The 17084-nt window shown below is 67.8% G+C and carries 15 protein-coding genes; 10 read left to right on the top strand and 5 right to left on the bottom strand.

Annotated elements, in window-relative coordinates:
• Positions 1-111: 111 nt before the first annotated feature.
• The gene (gene purM / locus ACFQEV_RS10790) at positions 112-1116 is read left to right on the top strand and encodes a phosphoribosylformylglycinamidine cyclo-ligase (RefSeq protein ID WP_379695723.1); all 1005 of its coding nucleotides are present in this window, start codon (positions 112-114) and stop codon (positions 1114-1116) included.
• Between the two features lie 88 nt (positions 1117-1204).
• A complete protein-coding gene (locus ACFQEV_RS10785) occupies positions 1205-2542 on the top strand; it encodes a cytochrome P450 (protein WP_379695721.1) in 1338 nt (445 codons plus the stop codon).
• A gap of 55 nt (positions 2543-2597) precedes the next feature.
• On the opposite strand, the gene ACFQEV_RS10780 is transcribed toward ACFQEV_RS10785, so the two are convergent.
• On the bottom strand, positions 2598-3137 hold the full coding sequence (locus ACFQEV_RS10780) for a CBS domain-containing protein (RefSeq protein ID WP_379695719.1): 540 nt from the start codon (positions 3135-3137) through the stop codon (positions 2598-2600).
• Between the two features lie 51 nt (positions 3138-3188).
• Positions 3189-3548 (bottom strand): DUF555 domain-containing protein, encoded by a 360-nt coding sequence (locus ACFQEV_RS10775; RefSeq protein WP_379695717.1) that lies wholly within the window; start codon positions 3546-3548, stop codon positions 3189-3191.
• A gap of 363 nt (positions 3549-3911) precedes the next feature.
• Here ACFQEV_RS10775 and ACFQEV_RS10770 point away from each other — a divergent pair, with 363 nt between their 5' ends.
• Positions 3912-4097 (top strand): hypothetical protein, encoded by a 186-nt coding sequence (locus ACFQEV_RS10770; protein ID WP_379695715.1) that lies wholly within the window; start codon positions 3912-3914, stop codon positions 4095-4097.
• A gap of 154 nt (positions 4098-4251) precedes the next feature.
• Entirely contained in the window at positions 4252-4980 is a 729-nt protein-coding gene (gene psmB, locus ACFQEV_RS10765) for an archaeal proteasome endopeptidase complex subunit beta (protein WP_379695713.1), read from the top strand.
• A 39-nt stretch (positions 4981-5019) separates the two neighbouring features.
• Here the strand turns inward: psmB and ACFQEV_RS10760 are convergent, their stop codons facing one another.
• Positions 5020-6558 carry a glutamate-cysteine ligase family protein gene (locus ACFQEV_RS10760; protein ID WP_379695711.1) on the bottom strand — a complete coding sequence of 513 codons (1539 nt, stop codon included), beginning with the start codon at positions 6556-6558 and terminating at the stop codon, positions 5020-5022.
• Between the two features lie 156 nt (positions 6559-6714).
• On the opposite strand from ACFQEV_RS10760, the gene ligA reads away from it, so the two are divergent.
• The 5 genes from ligA (at position 6715) to ACFQEV_RS10735 (ending at position 11397) form a co-directional block, all read left to right on the top strand.
• Entirely contained in the window at positions 6715-8505 is a 1791-nt protein-coding gene (ligA, locus tag ACFQEV_RS10755) for an ATP-dependent DNA ligase LigA (RefSeq protein ID WP_379695709.1), read from the top strand.
• 74 nt (positions 8506-8579) lie between these two features.
• Positions 8580-9296, top strand: a complete 717-nt coding sequence (locus tag ACFQEV_RS10750; RefSeq protein WP_379695707.1) for an MBL fold metallo-hydrolase — start codon at positions 8580-8582, stop codon at positions 9294-9296.
• Between the two features lie 64 nt (positions 9297-9360).
• On the top strand, positions 9361-10182 hold the full coding sequence (locus tag ACFQEV_RS10745; protein ID WP_379695705.1) for an alpha/beta fold hydrolase: 822 nt from the start codon (positions 9361-9363) through the stop codon (positions 10180-10182).
• A gap of 43 nt (positions 10183-10225) precedes the next feature.
• Complete coding sequence (locus ACFQEV_RS10740) at positions 10226-10510, top strand: CDGSH iron-sulfur domain-containing protein (protein ID WP_379695703.1); 285 nt, start codon at positions 10226-10228, stop codon at positions 10508-10510.
• Positions 10507-11397 (top strand): alpha/beta fold hydrolase, encoded by an 891-nt coding sequence (locus tag ACFQEV_RS10735; RefSeq protein ID WP_379695701.1) that lies wholly within the window; start codon positions 10507-10509, stop codon positions 11395-11397. Before ACFQEV_RS10740 ends, ACFQEV_RS10735 begins: the two co-directional genes overlap by 4 nt.
• 4 nt (positions 11398-11401) lie before the next feature.
• Here the strand turns inward: ACFQEV_RS10735 and ACFQEV_RS10730 are convergent, their stop codons facing one another.
• Both ACFQEV_RS10730 and ACFQEV_RS10725 read right to left on the bottom strand, forming a co-directional pair.
• Positions 11402-12496: a DNA topoisomerase IV subunit A gene (locus tag ACFQEV_RS10730; RefSeq protein WP_379695699.1), complete on the bottom strand. Its 1095-nt coding sequence runs from the start codon at positions 12494-12496 to the stop codon at positions 11402-11404.
• Positions 12497-12500: 4 nt separating this feature from the next.
• Positions 12501-14921, bottom strand: coding sequence for a DNA topoisomerase VI subunit B (locus ACFQEV_RS10725; protein ID WP_379695697.1), 2421 nt, complete (start codon positions 14919-14921; stop codon positions 12501-12503).
• 225 nt (positions 14922-15146) lie between these two features.
• Here ACFQEV_RS10725 and gyrB point away from each other — a divergent pair, with 225 nt between their 5' ends.
• Positions 15147-17060 (top strand): DNA topoisomerase (ATP-hydrolyzing) subunit B, encoded by a 1914-nt coding sequence (gene gyrB, locus ACFQEV_RS10720; protein WP_379695695.1) that lies wholly within the window; start codon positions 15147-15149, stop codon positions 17058-17060.
• Positions 17061-17084 lie beyond the last annotated feature (24 nt).

Genomic DNA, 17084 nt, shown 5'->3' with positions numbered 1-17084 from the left:
CAGTAAGTCACTCTCTAGAGGGGGTCGCGGACCGGGGTAGGCGGGGCCGAACCTCGGACCGACCGAAAGCGGACCGAGCATCTTTTGCACCGGCACCGCGCGGGTTCGCACATGACTGGCACCGGCGCGGGTGGAGACCCCGTCGACGACGAGGAGACCGCGGAACTGACCTACGCCGACGCGGGTGTCGATATCGACGCCAGCGAGGCGGCGACGGCGGCCCTCATCGGGGCCGTCGGCGAGAGCGAGGGCGACTACGCCGGACTGCTCGACATCGGCGACCGGTATCTGGCGCTGGCGACGGACGGCGTGGGGACGAAACTCATCGTCGCGGAGGCCCTCTCGGACTACTCGACGGTCGGCATCGACTGCATCGCCATGAACGTCAACGACCTGGTGGCCGCGGGCGTCCGCCCCGTCGCGTTCGTGGACTACCTCGCCGTGGACCGACCGGACGAGGGGTTCGCCCAGCAGGTCGGCGAGGGCCTCTCCGCCGGTGCCGAGGAGGCCGACATGGAACTCGTCGGCGGCGAGACGGCGGTGATGCCCGAGGTCATCAAGGGGTTGGACCTCGCGGGCACCTGCGCCGGACTCGCGCGGAAGGACGCCATCTTCCCCGGCGAGGCGGAGGCGGGCGACGCCCTCGTCGGGTTCCGATCGTCGGGTATCCACTCGAACGGCCTCACCCTCGCGCGGAAGGCGGCGACGCGGAACCACGAGTACACCGACCCCTGCCCGTTCGAGGGGTACGAGACGGTCGGCGAGGCCCTCTTGGAACCGACGCGCATCTACGCGCACCTCCTGGACCCGATGCGCGAACGCGGCGTCCGCGCCGCCGCGCACGTCACCGGCGGCGGGTGGACGAACCTCGAACGGATGGGCGAGTTCCGGTACGTCGTCGAGGACGCCTTCGACCCCCACCCCGTGTTCGAGTTCGTCCAGTCGGAGGGGAACGTCACGGACGAGGAGATGCACCGCACGTTCAACATGGGGACCGGGTTCGTCGCCGCCCTCCCGCCGGAGGACGCCGAAGCACTCGCCGCCGAGACGGACGGCCGCGTCATCGGGCGCATCGAGGAGGGCGAGGGCGTCTCCGTCCGCGGTCTGGAACTGTAACGCGGAACCGCCTCTCTCCTCTGCCGAGTCGCGCCGTCATCTATCACCGCACCGAAGGTTCATATCCGATACCGCGGTACCGACACCCGTGACCGACCGCAGACCGCCCGCGCCCGACGGCCTCCCCCTCCTCGGCAACGCCGTCGGGTTCGCCCGCGACCCGTTCGGGTTCATCGCCGCCGCCGTGGCCGAACACGGCGACGCGGTCCGACTCTCCCTCCCCGGCGAAGACCGGTACCTGCTGGCGCACCCCGAACACATCGAACGGGCGTTGGTGACCGACCGAGACGCCTTCGCGAAGACCGACGACTTCCGCCTCGCCTTCGGCGAGAGCGTCCTCGCCGTCGAGGGGGAGGCGTGGCGAGAACAGCGAGCGTTACTGGACCCGTTCTTCTTCTTCCGCCGAATCCGCTCGTACGCGCCGCGGATGCGCGCGCAGGCGACGCGGCGGGTCGAGTCGTGGACGCCCGGGGAGACGTACTCCATGGTCGATGAGATGAAGGGACTCACGTTCGACGTCCTCGCTTCGACGCTCCTCGGCCGCGACCCCGCCGGGGACGGCGAGGGCGACGACGCGGAACTCCGCGCCGCCGCCGACAACCTCAACGCGCGCTTTTCGCCCGGGACGTGGGCGCTTCCGGAGTGGGTGCCGACCCGCAACCGCCGGCGGTTCGACGACGCCGTCTCGACGCTCCGGGGGGAAGTAGAGCGACTCCTCCGGGAGGCGGACGCGGCGGGGTCGGACGCCGACGCGGAGGAACCCGACCTGCTCTCGGTGCTCGCGGCGGCGCGCGATGCGGACGGCTACCCCCGAAGCGACGACGACGTGTCGGACCAACTCGTCGGGATGGTGTTCGCCGGCCACGAGACCACCGCTTTGGCGCTGACGTTCGTCTGGTACCTCCTCGCGCGCAACCCGGACGCGCGGGACCGACTCCACGAGGAGGTGGACGCCGTCGTCGGCGACGGGCCGGTGGAGATGTCGCACGTGGCGGACCTGACGTACACCGAACGCGTGTTCAAGGAGGCGCTTCGACTCTACCCGCCCATCCACACGCTCCCCCGCCGGACGACGCGCGAGGTAGCGGCGGGCGACTACCGGATTCCGGCGGGGTCGGAGGTTCTCCTCACGGTGGTGAACGTCCACCGCGACAGTCGGTTCTACGACGACCCGGCGGCGTTCGACCCGGACCGGTGGGCGGAGGAACGCGCCGCCGCGCGGCCAGAGTACGCCTACGCGCCGTTCGGGGCGGGGCCGCGCCGGTGCATGGGGCGCGCGTTCGCCACCGTCGAGGCGAAACTCGTCATCGCGGAGGTGGCGCGCCGCTATCGGTTGGAGTGGGCGGGCGAGGGCGAACTATCGGTCCGCCCGCAGATGACGGTCCAACCGGTCGGCGACGTACCGATGCGGGTGAGAGAACGCTGACGACCGACCGGAGAACAGAGACGCTGGCGGCGCAACCCCGCAGTTCGTCGCGGTGTTAGAGGTGGGCGGCCACGTCCGCCTCGGTGACGATGCCGACGGTTCGGCCCCCCTCGACGACGAGGATGGCGGCGTTGTGGTCGAGGTAGGCGTCTATCTCTTCGAGCGTCGCGGTCGGTTCGACCGTTGTGTACGACTCCCGCATCACCTCGGCGACGGGGAGTTCGCCGACGTTCTCCTCTTGGACGTGGCGGATGTCGCTGTTGGAGATGATGCCGACCGGCGACCCGTCCCGGATGACCGGGAGTTGGGAGAACCCCTCGTCGAGCATCCTGTCTCGGGCGTGGCGGACCGAGTCGTCCGGCGAGATGCTGACGACGGACTCGTTCATCAGGTCCCGCGCGCGGACGACGCTCCCCTCCGCCTCGTCTAAGGCGTTGACGATTCGGCGGAGCGTCGACAGTCGAGGGTCCACGTCGCCGCCCTCGATGCGGGCGATGAGCGGTTGGGACACCCCGGCCATCTCGGCGAGACTGCTCTGCGTCAGGTCCAACGTCTTCCGTCGTTCGCGTAAGTCCTGCGGGGTCGGAAGTTCCATATCTTCTGATTACCAGAGGTTATACGAAAAGGTTTCGGGGACCGCGGTGCCCTACTCGTCGTCGTCCGCTTCGGTTTCGACGACGTCGATGATGTCGAGGGGAACGTCGCGGAGTGCGCCGCCGACTTCGCTCTTCGCGATGCGGGAGGCGTGCTTCTCGCCGTCGGCGTTGAACACGTCGATTTCGAGGAGGAGACCGACGAGCGCCGTGTTGGCGGCGATGAACGCCGAGTCGAACGGTTCGCCGCAGGCGGGACACGGCGTCGCGCCGACTTCCACCTCGACGTACTCCTTGTTCTTGTCGTTCAGGCGCTTGCCCGCCTCGCTGACGGCGACGCCGATGGCGTCGTCGATACCCTCGACGTCGCGGACGAGCCACGCGGCTTCCATCGCTACGAGATAATTGCTCATACTACGTTCTCACGCCGCGGGGTTTCGTGTCTTGTGGTTCGGCTGTCCGGCAGGCGTGCCTTCACGTCCCACGCCCGCGCGGCGGAGACGGTTCGACGCGGCCGAATTCGGATGCGGATACGGACCGCGATAGACAGAAACACGCGCGAGCGTGGCCGAGAACGCGGATGCGACCGAAATCATCCCGATAACTTATGCAGACGAACCCCACTGCTAATGGCGTCCCTACCGAGTGAGGCCGTCGAAGGCCAATAGATTTGTCCGAGGAACAAGTGCGCTTTAATCGCCGTACGGCGTCGGGGTGGCTGCGACGCTCGACGGGGAAGATTTATATGCTACCGTCGCCGCTCGATCGATACTGCGATGTTAAACGCAATGCACAGGGGCGTCACGTTCGTCCTCTATCAGCTCACCCTGATGCTCGGAATCCTCATGATGCCCGTCGCGCTGTTCGCGCGGCGACTCGGCGTCAGCCTCCCGGTCGGCCGACTCGTCGAAGCCGCTGGGACGGCGTACGAGCGTGCGGACTCCCGAAGCGGGCGCAGGTGAACTGAACGCCGCGTCGTTCTGCAGCGACACTCGAACACGGCGAGCGGCCGCGCTCTCTCCGGCCTCTCGTCCCCCGGTTTTCGACCGTCAGACGATACGGGCAACAGAGGTTGTAAGGGTTGCATTTATCAGCGCAGGGCTGCAAGGTCGGGTAATGCGAACTCCGAGCGACGACATCTCTGGCCGCCTCGACCCGCTGAACGGCGACCACTCCAACGTGTTCGCGCCGGAACTCGGCGAGTTCCCCAACGCGAACGAACGAGCGAATCAGATGGGCGACAAAGAGACGAAGACCGGGACGACGACCGTCGGCCTGAAGACGGACGAGGGCGTCGTCCTCGCCACCGACATGCGCGCGAGCCTCGGTCACATGGTCTCCTCGAAGGACGTCCAGAAGGTCGAGGAGATTCACCCGACGGGCGCGTTGACCATCGCCGGGTCCGTCTCGGCGGCGCAGTCGCTCATCCGGTCCATCCGCGCGGAGGTGCGCCTCTACGAGTCGCGCCGCGGCGAGGACATGAGCATGAAGGCGCTCTCGACGCTCCTCGGTAACTTCCTGCGCTCCGGGGCGTTCTACATCGTCCAACCCATCCTCGGCGGCATCGACGACGAGGGCGCGCACATCTACAGCATCGACCCCGCGGGCTCCATCCTCGAAGAGGAGTACACCGTCACCGGGTCGGGCAGCCAGTACGCCCTCGGTGTGCTCGAACAGGAGTACGACGAAGGCCTGAGCATCGACGAGGCGAAGACGGTGGCCGCCCGCGCCATCCAGAGCGCCGTCGAACGCGACCTCGCCTCCGGGAACGGCATCAACGTCGCCGTCGTCACCGAGGAGGGCGTCGATATCACGCGGCACAAGGACTTCACGGACCTCCTGTAAGTCGGCCCGGCCGCGGAGAACAGTCGCAGTCGCTCCCTTTCACAACCAGTCTACGAACGATCCGTCGACGAGCGTCTCGCTCTGCCGTCGGATGTACTCCCGTTGCATCGACGTGACGGCGTCCTCGAACGACGCGCCGTCGGCGAGTGCCTCCCGAACCCGGGTCACCTTCCACGTCGCGGGCGTACACCCCGAATCGAGGCGCGCGCGCAACGGTTCGAGGTAGTAGTCCGCCTCCTCGTCCGAACACCCCGCAGAGCGGAGTCCGTCGGCGGCGTGGGCCAATAGGTCCTCGTAGACGCTCTCTCTGTCGATCGTCTCCTCGCCGGCGTTCGTTATCCAGCGTTGGCCGCTCTCTAGCCCGTCGCGCATCGCCGAGTAGAAGTTCTCCCGCGCGGTGGCCCAGTTCTGGTCGATGACCGGGTGTTGGCGCGTCGGGAGACTCTCCATCAACCCCGCGAACGCCGCTTGGAACGCGATGGAGTCGCGCACCGTCGGTTGGGCCGCGACGGGGCGGAACTCGATGCGGGCGTTCGCCGAGGACTTCGTCGCGCCCTCGAACACCGGGCGAACCCACCGCCAGAACGTGCCGTGTTTCCGCCGCAGGGTGGCGAAGGAGTCGTCGAACCGGTCGCCGCGGGGGACGGGCATCGGCACCGTCGTCGCGTCCTGCGCGACGCGGTCCACCGCCTCCTCGATGTCCGAGAGGTCCTTCGGGAAGCGCACCTTCTCCGTGTCGCCGGTGTTGAGGACGGACTCGAAGACGACGATTCGGTTCTCCATGTAGCCGTCTTCGAGAATCTTCTGTGCGCCCACGTCGTCGTAGAGGTCCGGCGGGAAGAACGGCGAGTTCACGCCGAGAGCCAAGAGCGGTCCGGCGATTCGGAGTGCGTAGTTGAAGTACGTCGGCAGGTCGGCGGCGTGCGCCACCTGGTAGTGCGGTTGGACGGAGGTGATGAGCGACTCGGGCATCACCGTGTCCGCTTCGAGGTGGACGTGCGGCGCGTCGACGCTCATCGTGTCCGGCACGTTCGGCCCGTTCGCCATCGCGTGGTACCGGACGGAGTCGCTCATGTTCGTCGCGACGCGCACGTCCTCGAAGCTGACGCTGTCGGTGAGGTACCCGCGGGCCGTCTCCCCCGCCGGAGGGATGGTCCAGAGGCCGTCGCTGACGAGGCGTATCCCCTCCGAACCCGTGCAGTCCAGCGCCGCCGAGAGGCGGGAGCGAACCTCCGCCTCCTGCGCGCGGAGTCCGTGGGGGTTCAGCGGTTGCGGACTCGTCGTCATCTCGGCGTTGTGGAGGCCCAACTCCTTTTCGAACCCCATGAGTTCGAGGAGTCGTCGCGGAACGCGCATCAGGGCGTGGACGCCCTCGTCGTCCTCGCCGCTCGCGGACCACCGACCGTCTGCGACGGCGTAGAACTCGTACTCGAATCCGACGATGGACTGGTGGTTGTCGAACGTCCCGTCGGCGAGTTCCGACTTCACCACGTCCGCGTCCGCCCGCGCCTGCGCCTCGTACTCCTCGGGATCCACGGTGAGTGCGTCCTCTACGCGCGCCGCGAGGTCGTCGCTCATACCCTCCCGTCTGAAGGGAAGTCGTATGAATCCGGTGGCTACGCGGCGCAGTGTCAACGACGACCACACCCCGCCGGTCGCGGGTTCGCGCCCGCGCCGTCCCGCGGTCGGAGCGAGTCGGCGGACTTTTTCGCTCCCGACGGCTACACCGGATCGATGGAGTTCGCCGAGTTCGCCGCCCGCGCGTCGGAGATGGAAGGAGAGCCGGCGGACCTCGCCACCGTGGCGCTGGTCCGCGACCTGTTCCGCGACGCCGGCGACGACCTGCCCGTCGTCGTCCGCTTCGCGCAGGGCCGGGTGTTCCCGGCGTGGGATTCGACCACGCTCGACATCGGCCCGCGCCTCCTCCACGAGGCCATCGCCCGCGCGGCGGGGACGAACGTGACCGCAGACGACGTAGAAGACGAACTCGCGGACATCGGGGAGATCGGGTCCGTCGCGGAGAGCTACGAGTTCGGCGGACAGCGGGGGCTGGCCGCGTTCGCCGGCGGGACGGACGGCCTCACCGTCGCGGAGGTGGACGAGACGCTCCGGGAGGTGGCCGCCGCCGACGGCGAGGGGAGCGAAGACCGCAAGCTGAGCGCGCTGTTCGGCCTGTTCAACCGCTGTTCGCCCGAGGAGGCGAAGTTCCTCGCCCGCCTCGTCCTCTCGGAGATGCGCATCGGCGTCGGCGAGGGGACGGTCAGAGACGCCATCGCCGAGGCGTTCCTCGCCGAGGCGGACTCGGAGGACGGCGGCGCGGATTCGGCCGCCGAGGCGGACGAAGAGGAAGCGAGCGCCGACGAGGAGGCGGACGAGAGCGACGAGGACGAAGACGAGGGGCCGACGATGCGGGCGACGGACGACGAACTCGCCGCCGTCGAGCGGGCCCTGCAGGTGTCGAACGACTACGGGATGGTGGCGACGGTGGCGCGCGACGGGGGCGAGTCGGGTCTCGCCGAGGTGCGCCTCGACGTGGGCCGCCCGGTGCAGGCGATGCTGGCGCAGGCGGGCACCGTCACGGACGCCTTAGACGAGTGGGAGGCGGCCGCCGTGGAGACGAAGTTCGACGGCGCGCGGGTGCAGGTCCACTACGACGAGGCGGCCGACGAGGTGTCGCTGTACTCCCGGAACATGGACGACGTGACGGACCCGTTGCCGGAAGTCGTCGAGTTCGTGGAGGCGCACGTCGAGGAGTCGGTCATCCTAGACGGGGAAGTCGTCGCCATCGACGAGGAGGGCGACCCCCTGCCGTTTCAGGAGATTCTCCGCCGGTTCCGCCGCAAGCACGACGTGAGTCGGATGCGCGAGGAGGTTCGCGTCGAACTCCGCGCGTTCGACTGCCTCCACGCCGACGGCGAGGACCTGCTAGACGCGCCGTTGACCGTCCGGCACGAGCGTCTGACCGACGTTCTCGGCGGGACGGGCGCGGTGTCGGAACTGCTCGTCTCCGCGGACGCCGACGAGATAGCCGCCTTCGAGGAGCGAGCGTTGGAGGCGGGCCACGAGGGAATCATGCTGAAGAACCCCGACTCGGCGTACTCGCCCGGCAACCGGGGGAAGAACTGGCTGAAGCGAAAGCCCGACGTGGAGACGTTGGACCTCGTGGTCACGGGCGCGGAGTGGGGCGAAGGCCGGCGCGCGAAGTTCCTCGGGACGTTCCTGCTGTCCGCCCGCGCCGACGACGGCTACGAGACCATCGGGAAGGTGGCGACGGGCATCACCGACGAGAAACTCGCGGAACTGACGGAACTGCTCGAACCCGAGATACGGGCGGAGGAGGGCCAAGAGGTGGACCTCCGGCCCTCGGTCGTCTTCGAGGTGGGCTACGAGGAGATACAGCGCTCGCCGACGTACACCTCGGGGTACGCCCTCCGGTTCCCGCGGTTCGTCTCCGTCCGCGAGGACAAAGACCCCGAGGACGCCGATTCGCTCGAACGCGTCGAACGCCTCGCCGACGGGCAGTGACGGGGCGACCCCCCGGGTGACGCCTCGATGACGCTTCCACAACGGGTTATTACCCGCGGTCTGTAGAGGGAGGCATGACCGTTCGACACCGCGACCTCTCGGTTTCGTGGCTCGGGTACGCCACCACCCGCATCGAGACGCCCGACGGCTTCGTCGCCTACCTCGACCCCGGCCGGTACGGCGTCTTAGACGACTACTACGCCCGGGACGGCGACCTGGTCTGCATCACCCACGACCACCACTACGACTCCGACGCGGTCGAACGGGTGGCCGACGAGGACGCCACCGTCGTCGCGTTCGAGGCCGTGGACGCCGCGAACATCGACCGCGACGTGACGCCCGTCGAAGACCTCCCCTACGAGACGGTGCGCGTGGGTCAGGAGGACCACCTCGCGGTCGGTCCGGCGGACGTCTGGAGCGTCCCGGCGTACAACGAACCCGACGGCCCCCACGTGAACGACGACGGGAGCGTCACCCACCCCGAGGGGTTCGGGTGCGGCTACCGCCTCTCCGTGGACGGAACCTCCTTCTTCTGGCCCGGCGACTCCGACGCCCTCGACGGCTTCGAACGCCTCTCGGTGGACGTGTTCCTCGCCAACATCGGCGGGACCGGCGTGATGGACCGCCACGAGGCCGCCGACCTCGCGGAGGCGCTCGACCCCGAACTCGTCCTCCCGATTCACTACAACACCATCGACATCCTCACCGCCGACCCGAAGGCGTTCGCCGCTGACGTCGCCTCCCGCGGCGTCCCCGTCGTCATCGACGACCCCGAGGAACGTCCGGTCTGAGCCGTTCCCCGAACCCGCGAACCGCGGAAAGGATTTTGCGCCGGCGGACCGTCGTGACCGATAGATGATACAACCGGCGACCGATCCCACCGACCACGGGTGGATCGACGGGCGTCTCCCCTACTACCGCGTGGGCGACGGTCCGAAGACGCTCCTCTTCGTTCCCGGGCTGAACGACGCGTTCGGCGGGCGCGCGGACTGGCGAATCGCGCAGGTGTTGGGACAGGCGTACCGCGGGTTCACCGACGAGTACACCGTCTGGACGGTGAGTCGGCCCCGCGGCCTCGACTCGGGGACGACGACGCGCGACCTCGCGGGGTCGTACGCGACGGTCCTCGACGAACTCGGCGGCGCGGACGTTCTCGGCTACTCGATGGGCGGGTTCGTCGCCCAGCACCTCGCCGCGGACTACCCGGACCTCGTGGACCGCCTCGTCGTCGGCGCGTCGGCCGACAGACTCGGCGAGAAGGGCGTCTCTATCGTCGAAGAGTGGCGCGAACTGGCCGAGAACGGCGAGTGGAGTCGGCTCTACGACTCCGTCACCCGGGAGGGGTACGTGGGGTGGCGACAGAGCGTCTATCCGCGGGTGGTTCGCGCCTTCGGCGGGGTGTTCTCCCCGCCGGTTCCCTCCGACGTGGTCGTCTCCTGCGACGCGTGTCTCGAACACGATACCGGCGACCGCCTCGGCGACGTCGACGTGCCGACGCTGGTCGTCGGCGGGACGGAGGACCGACTGTTTCCGGAGTCGCGCCTGCGGGCGACGAAGGAGGGAATCCCCGGCGCGAAACTCGCCCTCCTCCGCGGGGCGGGCCACGCCGCGATGGACGAGAACCACGACCAGTTCACCGGCGTCGTGCGGCGGTTCCTCCGGGGCGAATCCCTCTGACGGGCCGGGAAAACCTAAGTCCGACCGCCCGGCAGTCGAACGTATGGCACGAGAGGTGCGGCACGACGCGACCGGGCCGCTGAAAATCGACGGGGACGACATCGACGAGGAGTACGGCGACGTCGCCATCTGTCTGTGCGGACTCTCGGCTGACCGGCCGTTCTGCGACGGGTCGCACCGAGCGACCCGCGACGAAGACGAGGGGACGGTGTACGAGTACGAGGGCGACGACGACGAGAACCCGCGGCGCGAGATAGCCGAGATACTGTACGTCGGCGAACGGGACGCTCCCGACGCCGAGGGCGAGTCCGCGAGGGAACGACCGTGAGCGAACGCGAGGACGCGAGTGCGGACGCGGAATCGGTGCGACGAACGCGGACGACGGCGGCGGACGGTCGAACCGTCGCGTACGCCGAGTTCGGCGACGCGGGCGGCGACCCCGCCTTCTTCTTCCACGGGACGCCCGGGTCGCGTCTCTCGGGGAGTCTCCTCGCCGAGGCGGCCCGCGAACGCGGCGTCCGCCTCCTCTGTCCGGACCGCCCGGGCATCGGGGGGACGGACCCCCTTCCGGAGGCTTCGCTGGCGGAACGGGCGGCGGACGCTCTCGCCGTCGCCGACGGTGCGGGGGTCGGTTCGGTCCCCGTACTCGGGTTCTCCGGCGGCGCGCCGCACGCCCTCGCCCTCGCGGCGACGCACCCGAGTCGCGTCTCGAAGCTGTCGCTCGTCTGCCCGCCGTCGCCGCCGGACGCGCCGACGGGCGACACCGCCGCGGAGTTGCGCGTTCTCTCCGCTCTCGGCCGGTACGCGCCGTTCCTCTTACGACCCCTGTTGGCCGCGCAGGCCAGGACGCTCGGAGACGCCCCGCCGGAGACGGTGGCGTCGCTGTACGGCGACCCCGACGGCGTTCGAGCGGTCGTCTCCGACCCCGAGGGCGTCTTCGAGACGCTGGCGGCCGACTTCGAGGCGGCGTTCCGGTGCGGGGCGGCGGGAGTCGCCCGAGAGACGCGTCTGTTCGAGCGTCCGTGGGGGTTCGACCCGGGCGAGGTGACCGTCGAGACGGCGGTGCGCTACGGGCGGGCGGACAGAAACGCGACGGCGACGGCGGCGCGGTGGCTGGCCGAGCGGATTCCGGACGCGAAAAGCGACGCGTACGACGGCGACCACCTGACGGCGTTCCTCCGCGCGAGGGGAGACGCGGTGGCGGAGTTGTCGTGACCGCTCAGATGACGCCCATCTCGTCGAGACGAGTGGGCAGGTACTCGTCGGTCACGAAGTCCAGACCGCGGGAGGCCAGCGCCTGCTGTTCGGCCTTCTTCTCGATGTCGAGTTGGAGCTCTATCTGCTCGGTCCAGTAGTCGGACTGGAAGCGCGGGTCGTCAAGCTCCGACTGCAGGGCGTTCACGTCCGAGTCCGAGAGGGGGTCCGTCGGCAGGTCGTACTCCACGATGTCGCGGGGTTGGATGCCGACGAACTGCGCTTCGGGCGTCGCGAGGTACTCAGAGAGGTGCGCGGACTTGATCGACCCGTAGGCGACCGACCCGTAGATGCGGTACGACCACGGGTCGCCGTCGGTGAAGACCACGACGGGCAGGTCGAGTTCGTCGTGCAGGCGCTTGGTGATGCGGCGCGTCGCGCGGGCGGGTTGCCCCTTCAGGTGGACGATGAGGGCGTTGTAGTCCGCGTCGAAGCCGTTCTCGATGAGGCGGTCGCGCATACCGCCGGTCTCCACGCAGAGGATGAAGTCGATGTCGTGGTCGAGGAACTCGATGGTGTCGGGGTTGTTCGGAATCTGGTAGCCACCTTCGCCCACGTCCTCTTGGCAGTGAATCTCGCGTTCCCCGCGGCGGGTCTGCTCGCGGAGTTCGAGCGGACCCATGAGCGTCGCGCCGGACTCCTCCGGGCGCATGTGGAAGTCCTCGCGGGTGACCTTCGAGACGATTTCGAGGTCCTCTATCAGCTGGTTCGACTCGTCTTGGTCGTTGAAGTGCGCCTCTTCGGCGTCCCACGACTCCGAGAGGTAGTAGAGTTCACGCAGGGTCGAAGAGCGGTCCTCTTCGAGTTGGCGGACGAGGAACTCGATGGCGTACGTCGCCTTCAGCAGTTTCCGCGCCCCGCGGACGCTGTTGGCGGAACGGGTCGATTTGCGGTCGCCGTACACCCACACCTTCGAGTCCTCGTCGAAGACGATGTTGCTCTTCGTCCGCGTGGGGATGTCCATGTGGGGGATGTCCCCCTGGTCGAACTGGTCGTAGAACTCAATGGCGAGGTCGATGAGACGTTCGCGCGCGAGGTCGTCGTCTAGTTTCGTGCTCATTGTCTTACGTGTTAACGGTCAGTTTCTCCGTCTCGACGCCGTCGACGTTGATGTCGAACGACGCGTCCGATGCGACGGTGTAGGTGAGTTCGACCGTCTCCCCGGCGGAGACGGAGGGGTTCCACTTGACGAACCACTCGCCGTCTAAGTCCACGACCGTGGCCTCGTCGGGCACGTCCGCCGGTTCGGTGGAGACGATTTCGGTGATGTCCGGTTCCTCCGTGCGGTCGGAGTGGTTCTCGACGCTCAGGGTGACGGTGTCGCCCTCGACGACGCGTTCGACGCCGACGTTGTTCATGATGCGCGCCAACGCGCCGTCGATGTTCGGCCGTTCCCGGCCCGTCACCTCCGAGAGCTTGTCGGCCATATCGGGCAGGATCTTCCCGAGGACGTCCTGTTTCTTCCGGCGCTTCTGCATCGACCGCCGCTTGTTGAGGTAGGACTTCAGGTCGCGGGCGGCCTCCCGGATGGCGAGTTCTATCTCGTCTTCTATCTCCGGGATGTTGGCGAGGGCGTCCTTCGACTCGCTCGTGAACGGGACGTTCGTGGAGGCGACGTGGACCATGATGACCGCCGGGCCGTTCGGCATCCCGGATCCGCCGGGTTGGTCGAGGCCGTAGTTCCGCCAGCCGATGCGCTTGACCACGTCCGTCGTGGCGCAGGCCCCTCGCTGGTAGACGAGGGGGACGCGGTTGGCGAAGCGAAGCAGGTCGACCGACCCGCCGTCCGGCAGGTCGCCGCCGTAGGCGATGCCCGCCTCGACGATGAAGGGGTCGCCGCCGTGGACTTCCGCGTCGCGCGTCGCCGCGGCGTAGAAGTCGGCGTCGTACTCCTTCCGGAGGCCGGCCTCGACGAGTTCGGCGGTGATGGGCGACAGGCAGTTCGTCGGCGGCGCGAGGATGTCCGTCTCGCGCATCGCCTCCAGCAGTTCGGAGGCGGTGTCCCTGTCGTCGGCCACCTCCGAGACCTTCGGCACGTCGTCGGGGACGGTCCGCATCACCTTCCAGACGGCCTCCGCGACGTTCTCGCGGGCCGTCTCGCCGATGGTGATGTCCTCGTTCGTGGAGACGAGGACGTCCGCCGACCGGTCGACGTACTCGCGGACCTGCTTCCGCGTCGCGCGGTGTCGGGCGGGGCCGCCCGTGAACTTCTCGCCGAGGCGGTCGGCGAGGCCCTCGACCGTCAGGTCGTCCTTCCGGGTGCTGGTCGCGCCGTCAACGAGGCCGTAGAGGTCGGGCGTCACGTCGGCGGTGAGAACCTCCCACGCCGCTTCGACGGCGTTCTCCTGGACCGTCGCGCCGAAGCTGACGCCGCGTTCCCCGCCCACGTCGTCGGCGACGGTGGAGACGATGGATTCGAGTTCATGGTAGGCGGTCCGGTCGCGGTTTCGGAGGGTGTCGGCGACCTGGGAGGCGAGCGCCGAGGTGGCCTCGGCGCCCTTGTTGACGACGGCGTCCTCGATGGCGGTTTCGAGGTCCGTCTCGGGTTCGGTGCCCGGTTCGGGCGCGCGCCACGCCATCTCCCGTCCGAAGTGCCGGTCGCGGAAGTTGTCCAGCACCTTCTCGGCCGTCTTCGCGCCGACGCGGGTGAACTCCTCCTGCAGGAACCCGGAGACGGAGTACGACTCCGTCACGCCGAGCATCTTGATGAGCGTCCCGAGTTCGACCCCGTGGGGGTGGGGTCGGATCTCCTCGGTCTCGGCGGGGAGGCTCGCGCCCTCGACGCGTTCGTACTGTCGCGGTTCGTCGAGTCCCGGTTCGTCGAGGACGAGTCGCGCGTGGGGGTTGACGACCGCCGTGTGCTTCACGTAGTTGTGGAGCTGTTGGCGGGCGCGCATGTTCGCCTCCATCTCGACTTCGATTCGGGTGCCGTGGGTCGGCGAGAGGTCGGACTCCGCGGGCGAGAGCTCCTTTTCGACCTGAATCTCGGGTTCGTTCGTGTCGGTGTCGATGATGAGCTCGAAGTACTGCGCCGTCTCCGACCCCTGCGTCCGACTCGTAATCTTCGCGGGTTTGCCCGAGGTGAGCTGCGAGTAGAGGACGGACGCGGAGATACCGATACCCTGCTGACCGCGGGACTGTTCGCGCGCGTGGAAGCGAGAGCCGTAGAGGAGCTTCCCGAAGACCTTCGGGATCTGCTCTCTGGTGATACCCGGCCCGTTGTCTTCGACGACGAGCGTGTAGTAGTCGCCCGACTCCCGTATCTCGATGGAGATGTCGGGCATGATTCCCGCTTCTTCGGTCGCGTCGAGGGCGTTGTCGACCGCCTCCTTGACGGCGGTGACCATCCCCCGAGCGCCCGAGTCGAAGCCGAGCATGTGCTTGTTCTTCTCGAAGAACTCGGCGATGGAGATGGCCCGCTGGCTCTCCGCCAGCTCCTCGGCGATCCCCGACTCCTCGCCGAGCGTCGACTGGAACGAGGTCATTCTGTGCCGAGAAGTTCCCGATGGACGGTTAAAACGTGTTCGGGAGCGGAGTGAAAGTGAACGGGACGACCGACCGACGGAGGGGCGACCGACGGCGCGCGCGGCAAAAGCGAAATCGCGTCACCCGAGCGATTCACTCCGTCCTGAACTTGTTTTATGTTCTCTCACGCGGGCGCGCGTACGAGGGGTTTAAGGGAGGAGCTAGCCTAGTCGGTAACAGGTTCTATGTCACGAGAAAGCGAGTACGGGGCCGGGCAAATTCAGGTCCTCGAAGGCCTAGAAGCCGTCCGAAAACGTCCGGCGATGTACATCGGGTCCACGGACTCACGGGGATTACACCACCTCGTGTACGAGGTCGTGGACAACTCCATCGACGAGGCCCTCGCGGGATACTGCGACGAGATAGAGGTCGCAGTCAACGACGACGGGTCCGTCTCTGTCACCGACAACGGCCGCGGCATCCCGGTCGACACCCACGAACAGTACGATCGGCCCGCGGTCGAGGTCATCATGACCGTCCTCCACGCGGGCGGGAAGTTCGACAACAAGTCGTATCAAGTGTCCGGCGGCCTCCACGGCGTCGGCGTCTCCGTCGTCAACGCCCTCTCTCAGCGGTTGGAAGTCGAGATAAAGCGCGACGGCGCGGTGTGGAAACACGAGTTCGACCACGGCGAACCCGTGGCCGACGCCTTCGAACGCGTCCGCGACCTCGAATCCGGCGAGGACACGGGGACGACGATCCAGTTCTGGCCCGACGACGACATCTTCGAGACGACCGACTTCGACTTCTCGACGCTGGAGAACCGCCTCCGGGAGCTCGCGTTCCTCAACTCCGGCGTCCAGATCTCCCTCCGGGACGAAGTGGCCGACGAGGAGAGCAGTTTCCGCTTCGACGGCGGCATCCGGGAGTTCGTCGGCTACCTCAACGAGACGAAGACGGTCCTCCACGACGACACTATCTACTACGACGACGAGGACCAGAACATCGAAGTCGAGGTGGCGATGCAGGCCACCGAGGAGCTGCAGGGCTCCATCCACGCCTTCGCCAACAACATCAACACCCGCGAGGGCGGCACCCACCTCACGGGCTTCAAGACGGCCCTCACGCGCGTCGTCAACGACTACGCGAAGAGCAACAACCTGCTCGACGACCTCGATTCCCTGAAGGGAGAAGACGTCCGCGAGGGTCTGACGGCGGTCATCTCCGTGAAGCACCCCGACCCGCAGTTCGAGGGGCAGACGAAGACGAAACTCGGCAACAGCGAAGTCCGGGGCATCGTCGAGTCCGTCACCCACGAACAGCTCGGGACGTACTTCGAGGAGAATCCGGGCACGGCCCAGTCGATAATCATGAAGGCCGTCGAGGCGGCGAAGGCGCGCAAGGCCGCGAAGAAGGCCGAGGAACTGACGCGCCGGAAGTCCGCGCTCGAATCGACGGCGCTTCCGGGGAAGCTGGCCGACTGCCAGTCGAAAGACCCCGGCGAGTCCGAACTGTTCGTCGTCGAGGGCGACTCCGCGGGCGGGTCCGCGAAGCAGGGCCGCGACCGGCGGTTCCAGGCCATCCTCCCCCTGAAGGGGAAGATTCTGAACGTCGAGAAGCACCGGCTGGACCGCGTGCTGGAGAACAACGAGGTCCGGTCGCTCATCACCGCCATCGGGGCGGGCGTCGGCGAGGAGTTCGACATCGAGGACGCGCGCTACCACCGCATCATCCTGATGACGGACGCCGACGTCGACGGCGCGCACATCCGAACGTTGCTTTTGACCCTCCTCTATCGCCACATGCGCCCGCTTCTGGAAGCGGGGTACGTCTACGCGGCGAAACCGCCGCTGTACCGGGTTCGCTACCGCGGCGAGACGTACGACGCGATGACCGAGGCCGAACGCGACCGGATCGTCGAGGAGAAGTGTAACGGCAACCCGACGCAGGTCCAGCGGTTCAAGGGTCTCGGCGAGATGAACCCCGACCAGCTGTGGGACACGACGATGAACCCCGAGAACAGGGTTCTCAAGCAGATAAGCATCGAAGACGCCGCGGCCGCCGACCGGATGTTCAACATCCTGATGGGCGACGCCGTCGAACCGCGGAAACAGTTCATCAAAGAACACGCCACCGACGCCGAGTGGGTGGACATCTAACCTAACTCACCCCCCGAAAATCAC

The sequence above is a fragment of the Halopelagius fulvigenes genome, from assembly GCF_042662625.1.
Taxonomy (GTDB): Archaea; Halobacteriota; Halobacteria; order Halobacteriales; family Haloferacaceae; genus Halopelagius; species Halopelagius fulvigenes.
This window is presented reverse-complemented; position numbering and strand designations above follow the sequence as displayed.

Coding starts and splice junctions, on each gene's coding strand:
- purM (WP_379695723.1), top strand. CDS start 112: ATGACTGGCACCGGCGCGGGTGGAGACCCCGTCGACGACGAGGAGACC.
- ACFQEV_RS10780 (WP_379695719.1), bottom strand. CDS start 3,137: ATGGAACTTCCGACCCCGCAGGACTTACGCGAACGACGGAAGACGTTG.
- ACFQEV_RS10775 (WP_379695717.1), bottom strand. CDS start 3,548: ATGAGCAATTATCTCGTAGCGATGGAAGCCGCGTGGCTCGTCCGCGAC.
- ACFQEV_RS10770 (WP_379695715.1), top strand. CDS start 3,912: ATGTTAAACGCAATGCACAGGGGCGTCACGTTCGTCCTCTATCAGCTC.
- psmB (WP_379695713.1), top strand. CDS start 4,252: ATGCGAACTCCGAGCGACGACATCTCTGGCCGCCTCGACCCGCTGAAC.
- ACFQEV_RS10760 (WP_379695711.1), bottom strand. CDS start 6,558: ATGAGCGACGACCTCGCGGCGCGCGTAGAGGACGCACTCACCGTGGAT.
- ligA (WP_379695709.1), top strand. CDS start 6,715: ATGGAGTTCGCCGAGTTCGCCGCCCGCGCGTCGGAGATGGAAGGAGAG.
- ACFQEV_RS10750 (WP_379695707.1), top strand. CDS start 8,580: ATGACCGTTCGACACCGCGACCTCTCGGTTTCGTGGCTCGGGTACGCC.
- ACFQEV_RS10745 (WP_379695705.1), top strand. CDS start 9,361: ATGATACAACCGGCGACCGATCCCACCGACCACGGGTGGATCGACGGG.
- ACFQEV_RS10740 (WP_379695703.1), top strand. CDS start 10,226: ATGGCACGAGAGGTGCGGCACGACGCGACCGGGCCGCTGAAAATCGAC.
- ACFQEV_RS10730 (WP_379695699.1), bottom strand. CDS start 12,496: ATGAGCACGAAACTAGACGACGACCTCGCGCGCGAACGTCTCATCGAC.
- ACFQEV_RS10725 (WP_379695697.1), bottom strand. CDS start 14,921: ATGACCTCGTTCCAGTCGACGCTCGGCGAGGAGTCGGGGATCGCCGAG.
- gyrB (WP_379695695.1), top strand. CDS start 15,147: ATGTCACGAGAAAGCGAGTACGGGGCCGGGCAAATTCAGGTCCTCGAA.